At 66.5% G+C, this 18187-nt stretch carries 19 protein-coding genes and 1 riboswitch; of the genes, 6 read left to right on the top strand and 13 right to left on the bottom strand.

The features are described from left to right. On the bottom strand, positions 1 to 1215 hold the full coding sequence (locus tag QX124_RS00210) for a homoserine O-acetyltransferase (protein WP_315795630.1): 1215 nt from the start codon (positions 1213 to 1215) through the stop codon (positions 1 to 3). Between the two features lie 91 nt (positions 1216 to 1306). After that, a riboswitch (SAM riboswitch) is annotated at positions 1307 to 1386 on the bottom strand. A gap of 198 nt (positions 1387 to 1584) precedes the next feature. On the opposite strand from QX124_RS00210, the gene QX124_RS00205 reads away from it, so the two are divergent. Genes QX124_RS00205 through QX124_RS00195 form a run of 3 tightly spaced genes read left to right on the top strand, consistent with a single transcriptional unit; the run spans position 1585 to position 4485 of the window. Beyond that, complete coding sequence (locus QX124_RS00205) at positions 1585 to 2418, top strand: chorismate mutase (protein WP_315736239.1); 834 nt, start codon at positions 1585 to 1587, stop codon at positions 2416 to 2418. Positions 2419 to 2455: 37 nt separating this feature from the next. Beyond that, the gene (gene hisC / locus QX124_RS00200) at positions 2456 to 3553 is read left to right on the top strand and encodes a histidinol-phosphate transaminase (protein WP_315795628.1); all 1098 of its coding nucleotides are present in this window, start codon (positions 2456 to 2458) and stop codon (positions 3551 to 3553) included. After that, a complete protein-coding gene (locus QX124_RS00195; protein WP_315795626.1) occupies positions 3550 to 4485 on the top strand; it encodes a prephenate/arogenate dehydrogenase family protein in 936 nt (311 codons plus the stop codon). Before hisC ends, QX124_RS00195 begins: the two co-directional genes overlap by 4 nt. Before the next feature lie 5 nt (positions 4486 to 4490). Here the strand turns inward: QX124_RS00195 and QX124_RS00190 are convergent, their stop codons facing one another. After that, positions 4491 to 5675, bottom strand: coding sequence for a DUF2125 domain-containing protein (locus QX124_RS00190; RefSeq protein ID WP_315795625.1), 1185 nt, complete (start codon positions 5673 to 5675; stop codon positions 4491 to 4493). 108 nt (positions 5676 to 5783) lie between these two features. On the opposite strand from QX124_RS00190, the gene QX124_RS00185 reads away from it, so the two are divergent. Next, entirely contained in the window at positions 5784 to 6377 is a 594-nt protein-coding gene (locus QX124_RS00185; RefSeq protein ID WP_315795623.1) for a gamma-glutamylcyclotransferase, read from the top strand. A 6-nt stretch (positions 6378 to 6383) separates the two neighbouring features. Here the strand turns inward: QX124_RS00185 and QX124_RS00180 are convergent, their stop codons facing one another. The 4 genes from QX124_RS00180 to ftsE all read right to left on the bottom strand — a co-directional run bounded on the left by QX124_RS00180 (position 6384) and on the right by ftsE (position 9753). Beyond that, positions 6384 to 7151: a lysophospholipid acyltransferase family protein gene (locus QX124_RS00180; protein ID WP_315795622.1), complete on the bottom strand. Its 768-nt coding sequence runs from the start codon at positions 7149 to 7151 to the stop codon at positions 6384 to 6386. Between the two features lie 12 nt (positions 7152 to 7163). Further along, a complete protein-coding gene (locus QX124_RS00175) occupies positions 7164 to 7877 on the bottom strand; it encodes a YdcF family protein (protein WP_315778297.1) in 714 nt (237 codons plus the stop codon). A 255-nt stretch (positions 7878 to 8132) separates the two neighbouring features. Further along, positions 8133 to 9101: an ABC transporter permease gene (locus tag QX124_RS00170; protein WP_315783082.1), complete on the bottom strand. Its 969-nt coding sequence runs from the start codon at positions 9099 to 9101 to the stop codon at positions 8133 to 8135. Continuing rightward, on the bottom strand, positions 9094 to 9753 hold the full coding sequence (gene ftsE / locus QX124_RS00165; protein WP_006615648.1) for a cell division ATP-binding protein FtsE: 660 nt from the start codon (positions 9751 to 9753) through the stop codon (positions 9094 to 9096). Before ftsE ends, QX124_RS00170 begins: the two co-directional genes overlap by 8 nt. 214 nt (positions 9754 to 9967) lie before the next feature. Here ftsE and QX124_RS00160 point away from each other — a divergent pair, with 214 nt between their 5' ends. Continuing rightward, on the top strand, positions 9968 to 10825 hold the full coding sequence (locus tag QX124_RS00160) for an MJ0042-type zinc finger domain-containing protein (RefSeq protein WP_315796599.1): 858 nt from the start codon (positions 9968 to 9970) through the stop codon (positions 10823 to 10825). 54 nt (positions 10826 to 10879) lie between these two features. Next, positions 10880 to 11260 carry a response regulator gene (locus QX124_RS00155; RefSeq protein WP_315795620.1) on the top strand — a complete coding sequence of 127 codons (381 nt, stop codon included), beginning with the start codon at positions 10880 to 10882 and terminating at the stop codon, positions 11258 to 11260. Positions 11261 to 11649: 389 nt separating this feature from the next. On the opposite strand, the gene QX124_RS00150 is transcribed toward QX124_RS00155, so the two are convergent. The 7 genes from QX124_RS00150 to QX124_RS00120 form a co-directional block, all read right to left on the bottom strand. Next, entirely contained in the window at positions 11650 to 12819 is a 1170-nt protein-coding gene (locus QX124_RS00150) for a mandelate racemase/muconate lactonizing enzyme family protein (protein ID WP_315795619.1), read from the bottom strand. A 34-nt stretch (positions 12820 to 12853) separates the two neighbouring features. Next, positions 12854 to 13558 carry an SDR family NAD(P)-dependent oxidoreductase gene (locus QX124_RS00145; RefSeq protein ID WP_315795617.1) on the bottom strand — a complete coding sequence of 235 codons (705 nt, stop codon included), beginning with the start codon at positions 13556 to 13558 and terminating at the stop codon, positions 12854 to 12856. After that, positions 13555 to 14625, bottom strand: a complete 1071-nt coding sequence (locus tag QX124_RS00140) for an ABC transporter substrate-binding protein (protein ID WP_315795615.1) — start codon at positions 14623 to 14625, stop codon at positions 13555 to 13557. The genes QX124_RS00145 and QX124_RS00140 overlap by 4 nt, the downstream gene beginning before the upstream one ends. Before the next feature lie 21 nt (positions 14626 to 14646). Then, positions 14647 to 15486: an ABC transporter permease gene (locus tag QX124_RS00135; RefSeq protein WP_315795614.1), complete on the bottom strand. Its 840-nt coding sequence runs from the start codon at positions 15484 to 15486 to the stop codon at positions 14647 to 14649. Beyond that, a complete protein-coding gene (locus QX124_RS00130) occupies positions 15479 to 16306 on the bottom strand; it encodes an ABC transporter ATP-binding protein (protein ID WP_315795612.1) in 828 nt (275 codons plus the stop codon). Before QX124_RS00130 ends, QX124_RS00135 begins: the two co-directional genes overlap by 8 nt. Before the next feature lie 77 nt (positions 16307 to 16383). Further along, the gene (locus tag QX124_RS00125; protein ID WP_315795611.1) at positions 16384 to 17328 is read right to left on the bottom strand and encodes a dihydrodipicolinate synthase family protein; all 945 of its coding nucleotides are present in this window, start codon (positions 17326 to 17328) and stop codon (positions 16384 to 16386) included. Between the two features lie 28 nt (positions 17329 to 17356). Then, positions 17357 to 18172 carry an IclR family transcriptional regulator gene (locus QX124_RS00120; RefSeq protein WP_315795609.1) on the bottom strand — a complete coding sequence of 272 codons (816 nt, stop codon included), beginning with the start codon at positions 18170 to 18172 and terminating at the stop codon, positions 17357 to 17359. Positions 18173 to 18187: the final 15 nt, after the last annotated feature.

Genomic DNA, 18187 nt, shown 5'->3' with positions numbered 1-18187 from the left:
TCAGCCTCCCGTCGCGACCTTGAGGCCGCGCGCCTTGCCGGCGGAATCGAGAAAAGCGCTGGCGATCTCGAAGAACTCGGGGACGTCGAGCAGGAACGCGTCGTGCCCCCTGTCGGTCTCGATCTCGGCAAACGACACGCGCGCGCTGGACGCGTTGAGCGCATGAACCAGCGCCCGCGATTCCGAAGTCGGAAACAGCCAGTCGCTGGTGAAGGACACCACGCAGAAGCGGGTCTTGATGCCGCGGAACGCCGCCGCCAGCACGCCATCGTGGTCGCCGGCGATGTCGAAATAGTCCATCGCGCGCGTCAAATAGAGATAGGAGTTGGCATCGAAGCGCTCGACGAAGGACGAGCCCTGATAGCGCAGATAGCTCTCGACCTGGAAATCGGCGTCGAACGAGAACGTCGGCAACTCGCGGTCCTGCATGCGGCGGCCGAACTTGCGATGCAGCGCCGCGTCCGACAGATAGGTGATATGCGCGGCCATCCGTGCCACCGCGAGACCGCGATGCGGATGAACGCCCTTGTCGCCGTAGCGGCCGTGGTCCCAGTCGGGATCGGCCATGACGGCCTGGCGGCCGAGCTCGTGGAAGGCGATGTTCTGCGCCGAGTGCCGCGTGGCACAGGCGATCGCGAGCGTGGCGAACACGCGGTGCGGATAGGCCACCGTCCATTGCAGCGCCTGCATGCCGCCCATCGATCCGCCGACCACGGCGAACAAGGTGTCGATGCCGAGATGGTCGATCAGCATCGCCTGCGCCCGCACCATGTCGGGGATGGTGATGATCGGAAAATTGAGCCCCCAAACCTTGCCGGTCGCCGGGTTCAGCGACGCCGGCCCGGTCGAGCCCATGCAGCCGCCGATCACGTTCGAGCAGATGATGAAATAGCGGCTGGGATCGAGCGGACGGCCGGGGCCGACCAGCGTCTCCCACCAGCCCGGCTTGCCGGTGACCGGATGACGGTTGGCGACGTGCTGGTCGCCGGTCAGCGCGTGGCAGACCAGGACCGCGTTCGATCTGTCGGCGTTGAGCTCGCCATAGGTCTGGTAGGCGATCTGGAACGGCGACAGGTCGACGCCGCAATCGAGCCTGAGCGGCTTGTCGGCACCGAACTGCGCGACCAGCGAGCTCGGATGATCGACCTCGTGCGAGCGCTCTTCGGGCGCAATCGTGCGCAGCGCGGAGGTGGGTTTCGGCGTCAGGCCTGTCATGTCTCTCACCCCGGCCATCCGGCAAGGGCTCCCGAACCACGTGACACATCAGGCCATGAAAAACCCGGCCTGAACTGGGGTTCGGCCGGGATCGATAACGTCCCCGGCCTGTTTAGCGAGTTTTTTAACGTGGCTGCAAGCCGGCCGGCTCAAATGACCACGGAACAGGCAGAAACTAGTCCCGCGGGCGCTCCTCGTCAAGGCAAGCTCGGGTTGACCGCCGATCGGGCGCCCCATGGCTGCAGGTCAGCCAAGCCTAGGCCGCACGAGGTAAACTTGCTGTTGCGCACGTCCCCCGCATCGGAGAGAACGGCATCCGTTCCAGTCCGCCGCGCGTTGACCCGCGGCCTGCGAAGAGTGACCCTGCCCATGTCGACCCCGCCGCCAGCCCCTCCCTCGCTCGCCGATTTGCGCAAGGAGATCGACGCGATCGACGAGCAGGTCCATCAGCTCCTGATGAACAGGGCCGACATCATCGACCGGCTGATCAAGGTCAAGAAGACCCAGGAGGTCGGCTCGGCGTTCCGCCCGGCGCGAGAGGCCGACATGATGCGGCGCCTGGTGCAGCGCCATCGCGGCATCCTGCCGCTCGACACCGTCGAGGGCATCTGGCGCGTGATCGTCTCGACGTTCACTTACGTGCAGGCGCCGTTCTCGGTTCACGCCGACGTGTCGGTCGGCGAATCCGCGATGCGCGATTCCGCCAGGTTCCATTTCGGCTTCGTGGTGCCTTATGTCGCCCATTTCAGCGCCCAGGCCGCCGTCGAAGCCGTGGCGCGCTCGAAGGGCGATCTCGCGCTGGTGTCGACGACCTCGGGGCATACGCCGTGGTGGATCACGCTGGAGCCCGCGGGCGCGCCGAAGATCATCGCGCGGATGCCGTTCATCGAGCGGGCCGACCATCCGGCGGCGCTGCCGGTGTTCGCGATCTCGCGCGTCGCGGACGACGCGCTGGTGCTGGAGGTCGAGACCTGGAGCATCCGCGTCTCCGGCTGGAATGCGCAGGTGTCCCGCGCGCTGTCGCCGCTCGCCGACGTCATCGCGGTGCCCGATACCGCCTTCGACGGCGCCGCGCTGTTGGTGTCGATCGAGTCGCCGTCGAACCTCGACAAGATCAAGGCTGCCCTGATCGCGGCGGGCGCCTCGGTGCGCTCGACGGCCCTCGTCGGCGGCCATGCGAAACGCTATACGGTTCCCAGCTGAGACGCCCCGCGCCAGTGATGATTTTCCGGAGTTGACGATGAACCGCCCCGTGCCGAATCCCGGCATCCTCGACATTGCGCCCTACACGCCGGGCAAGAGCCCGAAGCCCGAGCCGGGCCGCAAGGTGTTCAAGCTGTCGGCGAACGAGACTCCGTTCGGTCCTTCACCCAAGGCGATCGACGCCTTCAAGAGCGCGGCCACGCATCTGGAGGATTATCCGGAAGGCACCTCGCGGGTGCTGCGCGAGGCGATCGGCCGCACCTATGGCCTCGATCCCGGCCGCATCGTCTGCGGCGCCGGCTCCGACGAGATCCTGAATCTGCTGGCACACACCTTTCTCGGGCAAGGCGACGAGGCGATCTCCACCGCGCACGGCTTCCTGGTCTATCCGATCGCGACCATGGCCTGCGGCGCCAAGAACGTGGTTGTCGCGGAGACGGAGTATCGCACCGACGTCGACGCGATCCTGGCCGCGGTGACGCCGCGCACCAAGCTCGTGTGGCTCGCCAATCCGAACAACCCGACCGGCACCTACATCCCGTTCGACGAGGTCAAGCGGCTGCGCGCCGGCCTTCCCTCGCATGTCGTGCTGGTGCTCGACGCCGCCTATGCCGACTACGTCTCGCGCAACGATTATGAGTTCGGGATCGAGCTGGTCGCCACGACCGAGAACACCGTCGTCACCCACACCTTTTCCAAGATCCACGGCCTCGCGGCGCTCCGCGTCGGCTGGATGTTCGGCCCGGCGCACATCGTCGATGCCATCAACCGCATCCGCGGGCCGTTCAACGTCTCCTCGCCCGCGATGCTCGCTGCGGTCGCCGCGATCGAGGACACCGCGCATCAGCAGATGTCGAAGGCACACACCGAGACCTGGCGCAACTGGCTCACTGAGGAGATCGGCAAGCTCGGGCTGAAAGTGACGCCGAGCGTCACCAACTTCATCCTGATCCACTTCCCGACCGACAAGGGCCGCACCGCGGTCGAGGCCGACGAATTCCTGACACGGCGCGGCCTTGTGCTGCGCGCGCTCGCCAACTACAAGCTGCCGAATGCGCTGCGCATGACGATCGGCACCGAGGAGGCCAATCGTCTGGTCGTCGAGGCTCTCAGCGAATTCATGAGGGCGAAGTGAGCGTCGCGGGACGGTTCGAACGCATCGCGCTGATCGGCTTCGGCCTGATCGGCGGCTCGATCGCGCGCGCGGCGCGGCTGCAAGGCATGGCCGGCGAAATCGTCACCACGGCGCGTTCGGACAAGACCCGCGCCCGCGTGACCGAGCTCGGCATCGTCGACCGCGTCGTTGCGAGCAATGCGGAGGCGGTCAAGGATGCCGACCTCGTCATCCTCTGCATTCCCGTCGGCGCGTGCGGTCCCGTGGCCGAAGAGATCGCGCCGCATCTGAAGCCCGGCGCCATCGTCTCCGACGTCGGCTCCGTGAAGGGCGCCATCGTTCGCGACATGGCGCCGCACCTGCCGGCGCATGTTCATTTCGTACCGGCCCATCCGGTCGCCGGCACCGAGAATTCGGGACCGGACTCCGGCTTCGCCGAGCTGTTCATCAACCGCTGGTGCATCCTGACGCCACCCGACGGTGTAGATGCCGGCGCGATCGATCGTCTCCGTGCGTTCTGGGCCGCGCTTGGCGCCAAGGTCGAGATCATGACGCCGGATCATCATGACCGCGTGCTCGCGATCACCAGCCACCTGCCGCATCTGATCGCCTACACCATCGTCGGCACCGCCGACGAGCTGGCGCAGGTCACGGAGTCCGAGGTGATCAAGTTCTCCGCCGGCGGCTTTCGCGATTTCACCCGCATCGCCGCCTCCGACCCGACGATGTGGCGCGACATCTTCCTGAGCAACAAGGATGCCGTGCTCGACATGCTCGGCACCTTCACCGAGGACCTCTCCAAGCTGACGCGGGCGATCCGCCGCGGCGACGGCGATGCGCTGTTCGATCACTTCACCCGCACCCGTGCGATCCGCCGCGGCATCGTCGATATCGGCCAGGATTCGGCGGCGCCGGACTTCGGCCGACCGCTGCCGCAGTTGAAGAAGCCCTGAAGGCTTCAGAACAGCGGCGGGACGCGGGCGACCTTGAACGGACCGAGCACCACGACGCCATCGGCGAAGCGCAACGGGAAGGTCCGCGCCTTGCGCCCTTCGAGGGTGGCCTCCTTGCCGAGCGCATTGATGCCGAGCGCGACGCCGACATTGGCGTTCTGCTTGACAACCTTGCCGAGGCCGGGAATCGCGCGGTCGAGCGCACCGAGCAGGTTGTTGACGTCCTGCGACTTCACACCGGGCGCCACACGATCGAGCGTCCCCTGCGGCACGCCGTTTTCGAGCATCTTGTCGAGGCCGAGCGCCGGAATGACCTTTTCGATCCCGGCGACCGTCATCTGCACTTCGCCATCGATCCCGCCATTGGCGGTCAAGCTCAGCGTGCCCGCGGCGACCGCGAGCAATTCGCCCTGCTGGATGCGCGACTGGACGATCTCGACATGACCGCCCGCCGCCTGGATCTCGCGAAACCGCTCCGGCCAGGGTTTGGGCCTGAAGTCCTTGAGACCCGTGACGCGGGCCTGGACGTCGGTATTGAACGGTTCGGCAAGCAGAGGATGGCTGCCTTGGATGCTGCCGTTCGCGATCTGCAACGCAGTCTCCAGCACCGGATGGTCGGGCGGCGAGCCCTCGGCAACACGGCCGTGCAATTCGGCATGATCGGCGCGCGCGGCGGGCACGGCGGTGTTGCCCTCGATGCGGTCGATGGTCGGTTGTTCGAACACGAGGTCGGCGCGCTGCGGCGGCCCTGGCAGACCGCGGACACTGGCCTCACCGACGCGCCAGTTCACGGAGAACGAGGTCGGTCCGCGACCGTCGGCGATCATAGCGGGTCCCTTGAATTCCGCGATGACCCGCTTCGGGTCCCACACCTGTGCGACGACGAGAATCTCATCGAGCTTGGCGTTCATCAAGGGCGTGCCGGCGGCCTGCGAAAACAGGGCTACGTTCGGATCCGTACAGCGGACCTCGAGCCGGAACGGAAAGCCGGCGACCGAGCGGTTCGCGCAATCGAAGACGCGGCCGGACTTCGCTTCCCGCGCACGCCAGGCGTCGGCCTGGACATCCACTTGCGAAGCGGCGAAGAACCAGAATGCGCTCCACGCGACGGCGGCAATCAGGAGCAGGGCGGGAGCTATGAAAAGCCCCCAGCGAGAGCGCCTGCGCGGCGGTTGCGGCAAACGAGACATGCAGGACACCCTTTGGGCAGCAATTTTGGCAATTCGGCGATCACGGATTGTGTATCTAGATTAACAATTCGCGAGCACCACACTTAGGCCTCCGCATTGATGTCCGCAATGACCCTCTCCGAACGCGACCTTCCCCACGGCGACCTCTGGGTCTTCGGCTACGGCTCGCTGATGTGGCGACCCGGATTCGCCTTTCTCGAGCAGGTGCCGGCTCGGTTGATCGGCGAGCATCGCGCGCTCTGTGTGTATTCGTTCGTCCACCGCGGAACGCCGGAGAAGCCCGGCCTCGTGCTCGGTCTCGATCGCGGCGGCGCGTGTCGCGGCATTGCGTTTCGGGTGGCAGGAGACAAGCGCGACGAGACCATCGCGTATTTGCGGGCGCGTGAGCAGGTGACCTCGGTGTATCGCGAAGTGACGCGCTCGGTATGGCTGGAGAACGACGCCCGCGAGCGGGTGAGCGCGCTGGTCTACGTGGTCGATCGCGGCCATGTGCAATATGCCGGCCGGTTGTCGCCGCAGGAACAGTTGCGCCATGTGCGTCAGGGTCACGGCCAGTCCGGCGCCAATCGCGACTACGTGATCTCGACTGTGAAGGCGATCGAGGCGCAGGGCTTTCGCGACACGCAGTTGCATCGGCTCGCAACGATGCTGCACGATGACGGCCACTCGCTGCATCCTGCGCCGGAAGGTGCGCCGCCATAGCACGCGTCAAGCTTTCACCGCCGCCGCGACGCGGCCGAACAGCCGGGCCTGCTCGGCCTGCCCTGCGGCGACCAGCCGATTGGTGGCCTCCTCGATCACGCTTTGGATCCGCTGCATGAATTCATCGCGTGGCAGGCCCGGCGGCAGCGGATCAAGAAACTCCACCACAAGCGTGCCCGGATAGCGCAGGAATGTGCGACGCGGCCAGAACAGCCCTGAGTTCAGCGCCACCGGCAGGCACGGCACGCCGCAATCCGTATAGATCAAGCCGACCCCGCCCTTGTAGTCCGGCGGTGCGCCCGCCGGGCGCCGCGTGCCTTCCGGAAAAATCACAAACTGACGGCCGTGCTTCACCTCCTCCGCCGCCCGCCGCATCACCTGCTTCAACGCGCGGGCGCCGGAGCTGCGGTCGATCGCGATCATGTCCGCCTTGACCAGATATTGTCCGAACAAGGGAATCCGCAGCAGCTCGCGTTTGAGAACGAAGAACGGCGCATCGAAGAAATGCAGCAGCGAGATCGTCTCCCACATCGACTGATGCTTGGCGGCGACGATCAGCGGCCCCTTCGGGATCTTTTCGACGCCGCGATATTCGACGCGGATGTTGCAGACGACGCGCATCAACACGATGTTGCTCTGCGCCCACCAATTGGCGACGCGCAGCAGCGCCTTGCGGGGCATCGCCAGGGTCGGCAACGCAATCAGCGCCCAGAGCACGAAGTTCGGGTAGAACAGGATGTTGAACAGCAGCGAACGCAGGAAGATCGAGACCATCAGAAACCCAGTTCAATTGGCTTGCGCCGTCGTCGGTCGGCGCGCCACCGAGCCGGTTGGCGGATCGACCTCGGGCGCGAGATCGAGGCCGAGATCGGCCAGCCGCAGCCGCATCTCGGCGGCGACAAATTTGGCATATTCGGACAACAGAAGTCGCAGCGTCGGCGCGCTGGTCCACCACGGCTCGTCACGCCATTTCTCGCCGACGACGGCATACGGAATGAGATCCATGCTCGGCATCGCATGCGACAGTTCGACGATGGCCCGCGGCATGTGATAGTTCGACGTCACCACGATCAGCGACTTGAAGCCGCGCTCGCTGGCCCACCGCCGCGTCTGCGCGGCGTTGCTGCGGGTGTTGATCGCCGAATAATCCAGATCGACGCAGCAGTTGATGAATGATCGCGCCTCGGGCAGCGACCTGGTGATGTTGCTGGCCTCGTTGGTCGGGTGCACGCCGGAGATCAGCAGCCGCCGGCCATAGCCTCCCGCCAGGAGTTCCACCGCGTCCGACACGCGCGACGAGCCGCCGGTCAGGACCACGATTCCGTCCGCCTTGCGCTCGGGCTGGATCTCGGCACCGCGCAATTGCGAGAGGAAGCCGACGAAACCGACCGCCGCGACGAAGAAGCCGAGCCCGAGCGTCGCCACGGCGCCCGCGAGCGTCCGCCACACCGCCACGGTGAACGGCAGCTTTCGCCTGCTATGGTCGGTCTCCGGCTCCATGCAACGCCTGGCTTGTCCTTGCCTGCCTGCGCGCGGCGCCATGCCGTCGCGCGATCCCGTCGTTCAAGTCCGGGAACGCAGGCAGGTTTCGCCGGCCTCCCGATCACGCTCGCTCGCCGCCGATCCTGGCGCGCAACCTCCGCCGTGTTCGTGACCCAGCTCACCCCGTCCTGCCTCACCCCGGCGCAGACGATTTTAGGCGGTTTTCGGGCCAAGTGAAATCCGCAACGAGATGGCTGGGGATAGAAGCCGCCATCAGTCGATGCTCGCCAGCGTCGTGAACAGGGTCCGGCGTGCGGCCCAGCCGGTCACCGCGGCGATCACGATGGCCTGCAGCGCGATCGCGACATAGCCGAGCGGGCGCAGCGAGAACGTCCCGAGCAATGCCGCAAACTGATCGCCGACGGGGGTGCCGGAGAACCAGTTGGCGATCGACTCCGAGAACCCGAATCCGAGCATCGCAAGGCCGCCGCCGATCACGCCCCCCTCCAGTCCGAGCTGCAAAAAGTGCCGCAGGAAGTGATTGGCGATGTAGCGGTCACCGGCGCCGACGAAATGCAGCACCTCGACGATCGGCCGGTTCGCGGCCATCGCGCCGCGGGTCGCGAACGACACCGAGATGATGGTGGCCGCGATCACCAGCACGAGAATGCCGAAGCCTGCAAACAGGGTTGCACCGGTCATCGAGCGCATGCGCTCGATCCAGGCGCGGTGGTCATCCACGCTGGCGGTCGGCGCAACCTGGATCACGCGGGCGCGCAGGGCGTTGAGATCGAAGCTGGTGCCGGGCTGGACGCGTGCGATGATGACGCGGGGCACCGGAAGCTCATCGAACGACAAGCCGCTGCCGAGCCACGGCTCCAGCAGCTTGCTCGATTCCTCCTTCGTGAATGGCCGGACCTCCACGATTCCGGACTGCGCCCGCATCGCCTCCGTCACCAGGGCAATGTCGCGCTCGAGATCCCGGCCGGTCTTGGGGCGAACCTGAACCGTGATCTCGCTCGCCACCTCCGACTGCCATTCGGCCGCGGACTCGCTGACCAGCAGCACGCCGCCGGTCGTGATCGAGGCCAGGAAGGTCATGATCGCCACCACGGCGACCAGCGCACGGCCCGCGATCGACGCGCGCGGCACGATCGGCGACACGATGCGGGCCTGCGCCGGCAGTTGCGGGCGGTCGTCGCCGAGATCGACCAGGAGGCCGCGATCGTCTACGCTACTCATAGATGTGCAATCGTCCCTGATGCAGCACCAGCCGGCGGGCCTCGTATTGGTCCATCAGCGTGATGTCATGGGTTGCGATGATCACCGCCGTGCCCGAGCGGTTCAGTTCGATGAACAGCCGCAGCAGGCGGCGGCCGAGCGTCGGATCGACGTTGCCGGTCGGCTCGTCCGCGAGCAGCAGCTGCGGCCGCGAGATCACGGCGCGCGCGATCGCCGCGCGCTGCTTCTCACCACCCGACAGGATCGGTGGCAGCGCATCCATGCGCTCGCCGAGGCCGACCCATTTCAGGAGGTCGATGACCTCCTTGCGATAGCTCGACTCGTCGCGGCCCATGACGCGAAACGGCAACGCCACGTTCTCATAGGTCGTCATGTGGTCGAGCAGCCGGAAGTCCTGCAGCACGATGCCGATGCGCTTGCGCAGATCGGCGATCTCTTCCTTGCTGAGCAGCGAGATGTCGTAGCCGAACAGATTGACCAGACCGCGGGTCGGCCGCAGCGACAGGAACAGCAGCTTCAGCAGCGAGGTCTTGCCGGCGCCCGACGGGCCGGTGAGAAACTGGAAGGAATGGGCCGGAATCTGGAAACTGAGGTCGCGGAGAATCTCCGGCCCCAATCCATAGCGCAGCCCAACATTTTCGAACCGAACCAAAGCGTCAGCTCCGTTCGACCGCGTGCGCGGCAGACCCGCACGCTCCAAGCTCAGCGGTACGATGGCCCGATTGAGCGCCCGTTATGGTTTCCGGTTCGTTAACGGTCGCCGTGTACCATTGGCGCGATTGAGTTCCGAAGTTCGTCGACATGGCGGTCCTTGTAGCACGAACTGTCGGAAACAAAGCGGCAATGGCCGTTGGAGAACAGGCGCGATGTTCATCGTTTGCCCTCATTGTACGACATCTTATGCCATCGACTTGGCAACCCTGGGTATGGCTGGCCGCAGCGTACGCTGTTCCCGTTGCAAGGAGGTCTGGCTGGCGCGACCGGAGGATGCGGTCGAGGCGCCCGCCCCCATGCCTGCCATGGCGGAGGCCGGCGCGTCGGCCGCGCCCCGTGACGCGGCCGACGAGTGGGAAGCCCTCGCGCGCCAGGAAGAAGATGACGGCGGACGGTCGCCCGAGGTGGAAAGTCCGCCGCTGGCCGCCGGCTGGCCTGACGATGCCCTCGCCGAGCCCGACGACGACACGGCCGATGCCGAGCAGCCGGCGCAGAGCGGGGCTTCGCGCCTCGCCGGTCTCCGCAAGCTCATCAGGCGCCCGACGTTGCCGGATTTCCCAGGCAATAAGCTGTTGAACCTGCCGGTGCTGACGGCCGCCATGGCGGCGCTCACGATTGCGCTCGTGGTGTGGCGCGCCGACGTCGTCAGGCTGCTGCCGCAGACGGCGTCGTTCTACAAGCTGGTCGGGCTCGAGGTGAACCTGCGCGGCCTGAACTTCAAGGACTTGAAGGTGGCGACCGAAACCGTCGACGGCAAGCCGGTGCTGGTGATCGAGGGAACAATCGTCAGCCTGACGAAGAAATCGGTCGATCTGCCGCGGTTGCGTTTCAGCGTCCGTGACGCGCAGGGCACCGAGATCTACGCCTGGAACACGCTGCTCGATCAGACCGCGCTCAAGCCCGGCGAGCGCACGACGTTCAAGTCGCGGCTCGCCTCGCCCCCTCCCGAAGGCCGCAATATCGATATACGGTTCTTCAACCGGCGCGACCTCGCCGCCGGCAGTGCATGATGGTTCCGGTCTCGCGACTCTCTCGCGGGGCCAACGAGACGGAGACGAAACGACATGTCGCGCGTGCTGATCGCCGACGACGAAGATTCGATGCGGACCTTGGTCGCGCGCGCCATTGCCATGGATGGACATGAGGTCCTGACGGCGCAGGACGGTGCCGAGGCGCTCGACATCCTGACGCGCGAGGCCGGCGCCTTCGACCTGCTGCTGACCGACATCCAGATGCCCATCATGGACGGCATCGCGCTGGCGCTGTCGGCAGCACGCGATTTTCCCGATTTGACCATCCTGTTGATGACGGGCTTTGCCCATCAGCGCGAGCGCGCGTCGAATCTCAGCGCGATCGCTCACGACGTCATCACCAAGCCGTTCTCGGTCGCCGATATCAGAACCGCGGTCGCCGACGCGCTGGCGTCGAAGGCGGGCAAGGCGTAGCGCGCCAACGATAATCCTCGACGTTGCTGCAGTCCGCGCTGTCATCCCTGCGAACGCAGGGATCCATAGCCACCGCCGCCGTTGAGGGACAAGACTGGTCCCACATCTCGCGCCATCACATCTCCCTTGGGGGTATGGGTCCCGGGTCGGCACCACGCCGTCGCTTCGCGCCATCGCGGCTTGCCCGGGACGACAGCGATGGGTGCGATGGAGCGCGGACATGCCTGATGGGCTCGCGCCGGCGTAAAGGTCGCTGAAGGAACTGATCCTCTCTCCTCCGTCATTGCGAGCGCAGCGAAGCAATCCAGAATCCCTCTGCGGAGACCGTCTGGATTGCTTCGCTGCGCTCGCAATGACGCTGGGGCGGCCGTCGGACGCCCCGCTCAGCTTCACGCGCTGAGCGCGCGCATCTCGGCATAGAGATCGGATTTGCCCTCGAAGCCGATGCCGGGGAGGTCCAGCATCGTGATGTGACCCTCGATGACCTTCACGCCGTCGGGGAAGCCGCCATACGGTTGGAACAGGTCCGGATAGCTCTCATTGCCGCCGAGGCCGAGACCGGCTGCGATGTTGAGCGACATCTGGTGGCCGCCATGCGGGATGCAGCGGGACGGCGACCAGCCGTAAGTCCTGAGCACGTCGAGCGTACGCAGATATTCGCACAGGCCATAGGACAGCGCGCAGTCGAACTGCAGCCAGTCGCGATCGGGGCGCATGCCGCCGTAGCGAATGAGATTGCGGGCGTCCTGGTGGCTGAACAGGTTCTCGCCGGTGGCCATCGGGCCGGGATAGTAGTCGGCGAGCGTCGCCTGCAGATGATAGTCGAGCGAATCGCCCGCCTCCTCGTACCAGAACAGCGGATAGTCGCGCAGCATCTTGGCGTAGGCGATCGCGGTCTCCAGGTCGAAGCGGCCATTGGCGTCGACGGCGAGCTGATTGGTCGGACCGATCTCCGCGAGCACGGCTTCGATGCGCTCGCGGTCCTCCGCGATCGAGGCGCCGCCGATCTTCATCTTCACGACATTGTAGCCGCGCTCGAGATAGCCGCGCATCTCGCGGCGGAGCGCCGAGAGGTCCTTGCCGGGATAGTAGTAGCCGCCGGCAGCATAGACGAACACGCGCGGATCGGCCTTGCGGTTGTGACGCTCGGCGAGCAGGCGAAACAGCGGCTTGTCGGCGATCTTGGCGACCGCGTCCCAGATCGCCATGTCCAACGTGCCGACGGCAACCGAACGCTCGCCATGGCCGCCCGGCTTCTCGTTGATCATCATCGCGGCCCAGGCCTTGTCAGGATCGATGTTGTCCTTGGTCGCGTCCAGCAGCGACGCCGGGTCTGCCTCGAGCAGGCGTGCGCGAAAGCGCTCGCGGATCAGGCCGCCCTGGCCGTAGCGGCCGTTGGAGTTGAAGCCGTAGCCGACGACGGGACGCCCCTGGCGCTCGACATTGGTGATGACCGCGACGAGGCTCGACGTCATCTTGGTGAAGTCGATATAGGCATTGCGGATCGGCGATGAGATCGGCTTCGTCACCTCGCGGACGTCGACGATACGGACGGTCATGGTCATTCTCCTGGTCGGGGCCGCACGCGCCGCTCTACAGCGAGGCGCCTGCACAGATGGTGATGGTCTGTCCGGTGATGGCGCCCGCGTCCGGCGACAGCAGGAAGGCGGTGAGCGCGGCCACCTCCGCTGGATCGACGTAGCGCCCCATCGGCGGCAGCACCGGCGCGGTGCCCGCGCGGCTGGGATCGCGCAGGAACGGCGTGTCGGTCGCGGCCGGAGCGACGACGTTGACGGTGATCAGGCGCGGCGCCAGCTCGATGGCCCAGGAGCGCGCGAGGCCGGTGAGTGCCGCCTTGGTCGCGGCGTATTGGCTGCGGCCGGCCGCGCCATTGGCGGTGCGGCTGCCGATCAGGACGATGCGCCCGCCCTCCGTCATGTGCGGCGCCAGCGCATTGGCGAGCACCTCCGCCGCGCCGACATGGACGCGCCACATGCCTTCGCTGCTTCCGGGTGCGAACTCGCCGAGCCGGCCGACGCGCATGTAGCCGGCGGCATGGACGAGCGCCGTCACTGCGCCGATGCCTGCGAGTTGCGCGACCAGCGCGTGCGGCTCGGCGAGATCAGCTTGCAGACTTCGAAAGCCCTCATGTGAGAACGCCGACGGCGCGCGGTCGATGCCCGTCACGCGCCAGCCGGCCGCCAGCAGGCGCTCGGCGATGGCGCGGCCGATGCCGGAGCTGGCTCCGGTCACCACCGCGTGGCGAAAACCGGAACTGCTGTCGTGATCCACTGTCATCCCTTGTACGCAGCCGCCTCGGCCTTGACCTTCACTGCATCGAAATTGTTGATCTTGTCGATCAGCTCATTGGTGTAGAGCGCATTGTAGTCCTTGATGTCGAGCCCGTTCATCGCGGCTTCGGTGCGGAACTCCTGCTCGTTGATCGCGCCCATCTTCGTATCAGCATAGGGCGGCGCGTAGAGCTTGATGCGGCGGCTGATCGACTGCAGCACGGCCTTCACGGCTTCGTCCTCGCTGGCGCCGCGCGGCGCGGTCTCCGGATAGAGCTTCAGGAACGCCCTGGCGCCGGCGGCGGGATTGGCGAGCAGGAACTGCGAGGCCTTGCAGACCGAGCGGCCGAAGCCGATCAGCAGATCCTTGTCCTTCTCGAACGTCTGGGGCATCGCCATCAGGAACTGGCCGCCGACCATCGGGATCGAGGTCGGACGCGGCAGATAGGTCATCTCGATGCCGGCCGCCTCGATCTGGCCGAAGCCGGTGTCGAAATAGGCCAGCGCATCGACCACGCCGCGCTGCAGGGCGACGCCGGCCGGCGTGCCATTGCCGACCGCGACCCAGCTCACGTCCTTGTCCGGATCGAGGCCGAGCGCCTTCAGCACGTTCTTGGTCACCGGATATTCGGTGGCGCCGAAGTCGGACACGCCGATCTTCCTGCCCTTGAGGTCCGTGTAGCTCTTGAGCGCCGAGCCGGGCGGGACGGCGATGTCCCACTTGTAAGGGTAAGTGTACTGATAGAACAGTTTCGCGCCGCTCCATTCGCCCTTGGCAAGCAGCGGCAGCGCCGTCGACGGCACGCCGACGCCGATGGTGACGGAGCCGCGGTCGGTCGCGACCTGGACGTTGGCATTGGTGCCGAGCGCCTGGACGTCGAGCGAGAACCCTTCCTGCGCGTTGTAGCCGAGCGCCTCGCCGATCGCGCAATTGATGATGGTGGCGTTGAGCGCCTTGAGTCCGACACCGAAGCGGATCTTCCTTGCGTCCGCGGCCATCAGGCCGGCCGGGGCGCCGCTCATCAGCAGCGCCGCACTGGCGCTGCCCTTCAGGAATGACCTGCGCGAAACCATCTTCCATTCCTCCCTGTTGTCCTATTTCTTTCTGTTGGCGCCCCAGTGCACGACCTTGGCCTCGCACCAGCGCACGATCCCGTGCAGCACAATGCCGAGCACGCCGAGAATGATCAGCGCCGCGAACACGCCGGCGACATCGGAGACCGCCTGCGCCTGGGTGATGACGACGCCCATGCCGCGCTGCGCGCCGAGGAACTCGGCGACGATGGCGCCGAGCAGCGCATAGACCACGGCCATGTCGAGGCCGGCGAAGATGAAGGGCGCGGCGTTCGGCAGCTTGACGATGCGATAGGTCTCGAAGCGCGACGCCGACAGCGAGCGCATCAGGTCGATGCGCTCCGGCTCGACGGCGCGCAAGCCAGTGAAGCTGTTGATCAGCACCGGGAAGAACGACAGCAGCGCCGAGATCGCGATCTTGGAGCCGTCGCCGAAGCCGAACCAGATCACGATCAGCGGCGCGATCGCCACCTTGGGCAGGCTCTGCAGCGCGAACGCATAGGGCATCACGAGGCGCTCGATCGCTTCCACTTCCGCCATCAGCGAACCGATGACCAGGCCGAGCCCGACACCGATGGCGCAGCCGACCGCGGCATTGCTGAGCGTGCTCCACAACGGCAGGTAATAGCCGAGCGGGCTGGCCGGGCTGACCGCGAGCCCGGACCACAGCGCGCGGACGACGGCTTCGGGCTTCGGTAGGATGTAGGACGGGATGTTCAGCAGGTTGACCGCGGCAATCCAGCTCAGGATCAGCACCGCGAGGCCGATCCAGGCGATCGGCGATCCCAGGCGGATGCGGCGGCGCGGACTTGCGGGCTTCTGGGACATGGCTGAAACGGCGACGTTGGCGAGATCAGTCATGGCCGTGCTCCTGCGCATTGAGCAGTCCGCGGACTTCCCTGGCAAGCCGCGCATAGTCCGGATGCAACACGATGTCGTCGAACGTGCGCGGCCGCGGAATGGGCACGTGGAGATCAGCGAGGATGCGGCCGGGGCGGGCCGACATCACGATGACCCGGTCGGCGAGAAAGATCGCCTCGGAGATCGAGTGCGTGATCAGCAGGATGGTCTTGCGGTTCTCCTGCCAGATGCGCTGCAGCTCGAGGTTCAGGCGCTCGCGCGTCAGCGCATCGAGCGCGCCGAAGGGCTCGTCCATCAACAGGATCTCGGGATCGCGCGCCAGCGCGCGGCAGATGCCGGCGCGCTGCTGCATGCCGCCGGACAGCTCATAGGGATATTTGTCGCCGAAATCGGCAAGGCCGGTCACGGCGAGCAGACGATCGATACGGTCGCCGGCCGGCGCATGCTGGCCGCCGACGCGCAGCGGCAGCCCGACATTATCGCGCACCGTCATCCACGGCAGCAGATTGGCCGCCTGGAACACGACGCCGACCTTGCGCGAGGGACCGGCGACGTGCTCGCCATCGAGCAGCAGCCGGCCGTCGCTGTAACTATCAAGCCCCGCGAGCAGACGCAGCAAGGTGCTCTTGCCGCAGCCGGAGGGGCCGACGACGCAGACGAACTCGCCCGGCTTGATGTCGAGCGAGATCCGGCTCAGCGCATGGACGGCCGCGCCCGAGGCCGAGACGTAGGTCTTCGACAGCTGGTCGATCGCGATGAGCACATCCTTCGGCGCGTCCGTGGCGCGCCGTGGCGCATTGTCGACATCCATCATCAGCATGAGCGTCCACCCGGAATGTTATTCGTTGTCGTCTGGAGTGACGGCCGGGCCACACCCGACCATCGCTTGTCGATCAATCAGGCCGCAGCCTGCACCGTCAGACCGGCAGCCGCGACCGCGGCGCGGATCGCGGCCATCTCCTCCGCGCTGGGCGCATGGGTCGGCGGGCGCACCGTGGCGTCGCGGATGACGCCGGCGACCTGCATCGCCGCCTTCATGCGGCCATGCGCCTCGCCGGTCGGCTCGCCGCCGCCATAGACGGCGTCCTTCAGCGGATCGATCATGCCCTGCAGCTTCATCGCAAGCTTGAGGTCGCCGGCAGTGACGGCAGCGAACAGATCGTAGATCAGATCCGGAATCAGCGAGGCGAAGCCGACCAGCGCACCGTCGACGCCCTGCACCATCGAGGCCAGCAGATATTCGTCGTGGCAGGTCAAGAGCGCCTTGTGCGGCGCCGCGGCGCGGATCGCCTTGAGGTCGCGGGCGTATTTGTTCATCTCGCGGGTGCCGATCTTGAACGCCTGCACGTGGTCGAGGCGGGCGAGCTCGGCGAGCAGCTCGGACGAGAACGAGGCGCGGGTCCAGGCGGGATAGACATGGACGATCAGCGGCAGCTTGGTGGCTTCGCCGATCGCGGTGAAATAATCCAGGCAGTGCTCGCGCTTGAAGCCGAAGCGCAGCCAGTGATGCGGCGGCATGATGTCGAGCGCAGTGGCGCCGGCCTCCTTCGCCATCAGCGCATGCTCGATGCCGTCCTTGATGCCCTCGCAAACCACCGACGAGATGGTCGGGCAGATGCCGGTGAGCGCCTTGGCGACGATGCGCGTCACCTCGGCGCGCTCCTTCGCGGTGAGGCTGAATACCTCGCCGGTGTGGCCGTTGGTCATGATGCCGACGATGCCGCGGCGCTTGCCGAGCCAGGCCGCGTAGCGCGACAGCTCGGCCTCGTCGATCGAATGGTCGGCGTTGAAGGGGACGGCGATCGCCGGGATGATCCCCTTGAAGTTGGTCATGACGCTCATGCTTGCTCCTGTTTCGTCACATCGATGTTCATCGTTTCGAGACCGTCGCGCTCGCCCCGCCCATCGCCTCCAGAGCCCGCGACAGCTGGGCGGCCGCTCTGAGCAGCGGCGCCACGCCGAGCCGCTCGAAGTCGTCCGCCGTGATGCGCATGGTGGGCGCAGCGATGCTGATCGCCGCGAGCGGAATGCCGTCGCGATCGATGACCGGTGCCGCGAGCACGCACAGCCCGGGCGCATTTTCCTGATTTGACAGCGCGTAGCCCGCCGCCTTCACCTGACGCAGACGCTGCAGCAGCGCGTCGAGCTCGGTGATGGTGGTCTCGGTGCGCTTGATGCGCGGCTGCGCCTCCAGCACATGGATCTGCGTCTCGACCGGCAGCAGCGCGAGAATGGCGTGGCCGACCGCGGTCGAATAGACCGGCGCCCGGCTGCCGATCCGCACGTCGACGCCGAGCCGGACCAGGCCGGCCTGGATGCGCTCGACATAGACGATGTCGCTGCCGTCGAGCACGGCGAGCGAGGCGGCCTCGTTCATCTCGCCGACCAGGCTGCGCAGGATCGGGCGCGCCTGGGTGCGCAGCTCCGAGCGCGCGATCGCGTTGAAGCCGAGGTCGAGACATTTGAGCGTGAGGCGAAAGCGCCTGGTGTCGCCGACCTTCTCGACATAGCCGAGCATCACGAGCGTGTTGAGCAGGCGGAACGTGGTGCCCTTGTCGAGCGCCGCGCGGCGCGCGACGTCGGCGAGCACCAGCTCGGGCTCCTCGCTGGTGAAGGCATTGAGCACCTGAAAGCCCTTGGCCAGCGACTGTACGACGCTTTTCCCAGCCTTGCTGTCCTCGTCCACTTGGAGGCTCCGACG

It is taken from the genome of Bradyrhizobium sp. SZCCHNRI3043 (assembly GCF_032377735.1).
GTDB lineage: Bacteria > Pseudomonadota > Alphaproteobacteria > Rhizobiales > Xanthobacteraceae > Bradyrhizobium.
The sequence above is the reverse complement of the archived record's forward strand: the minus strand, read 5'-3'. Positions and strand labels throughout refer to the sequence as shown.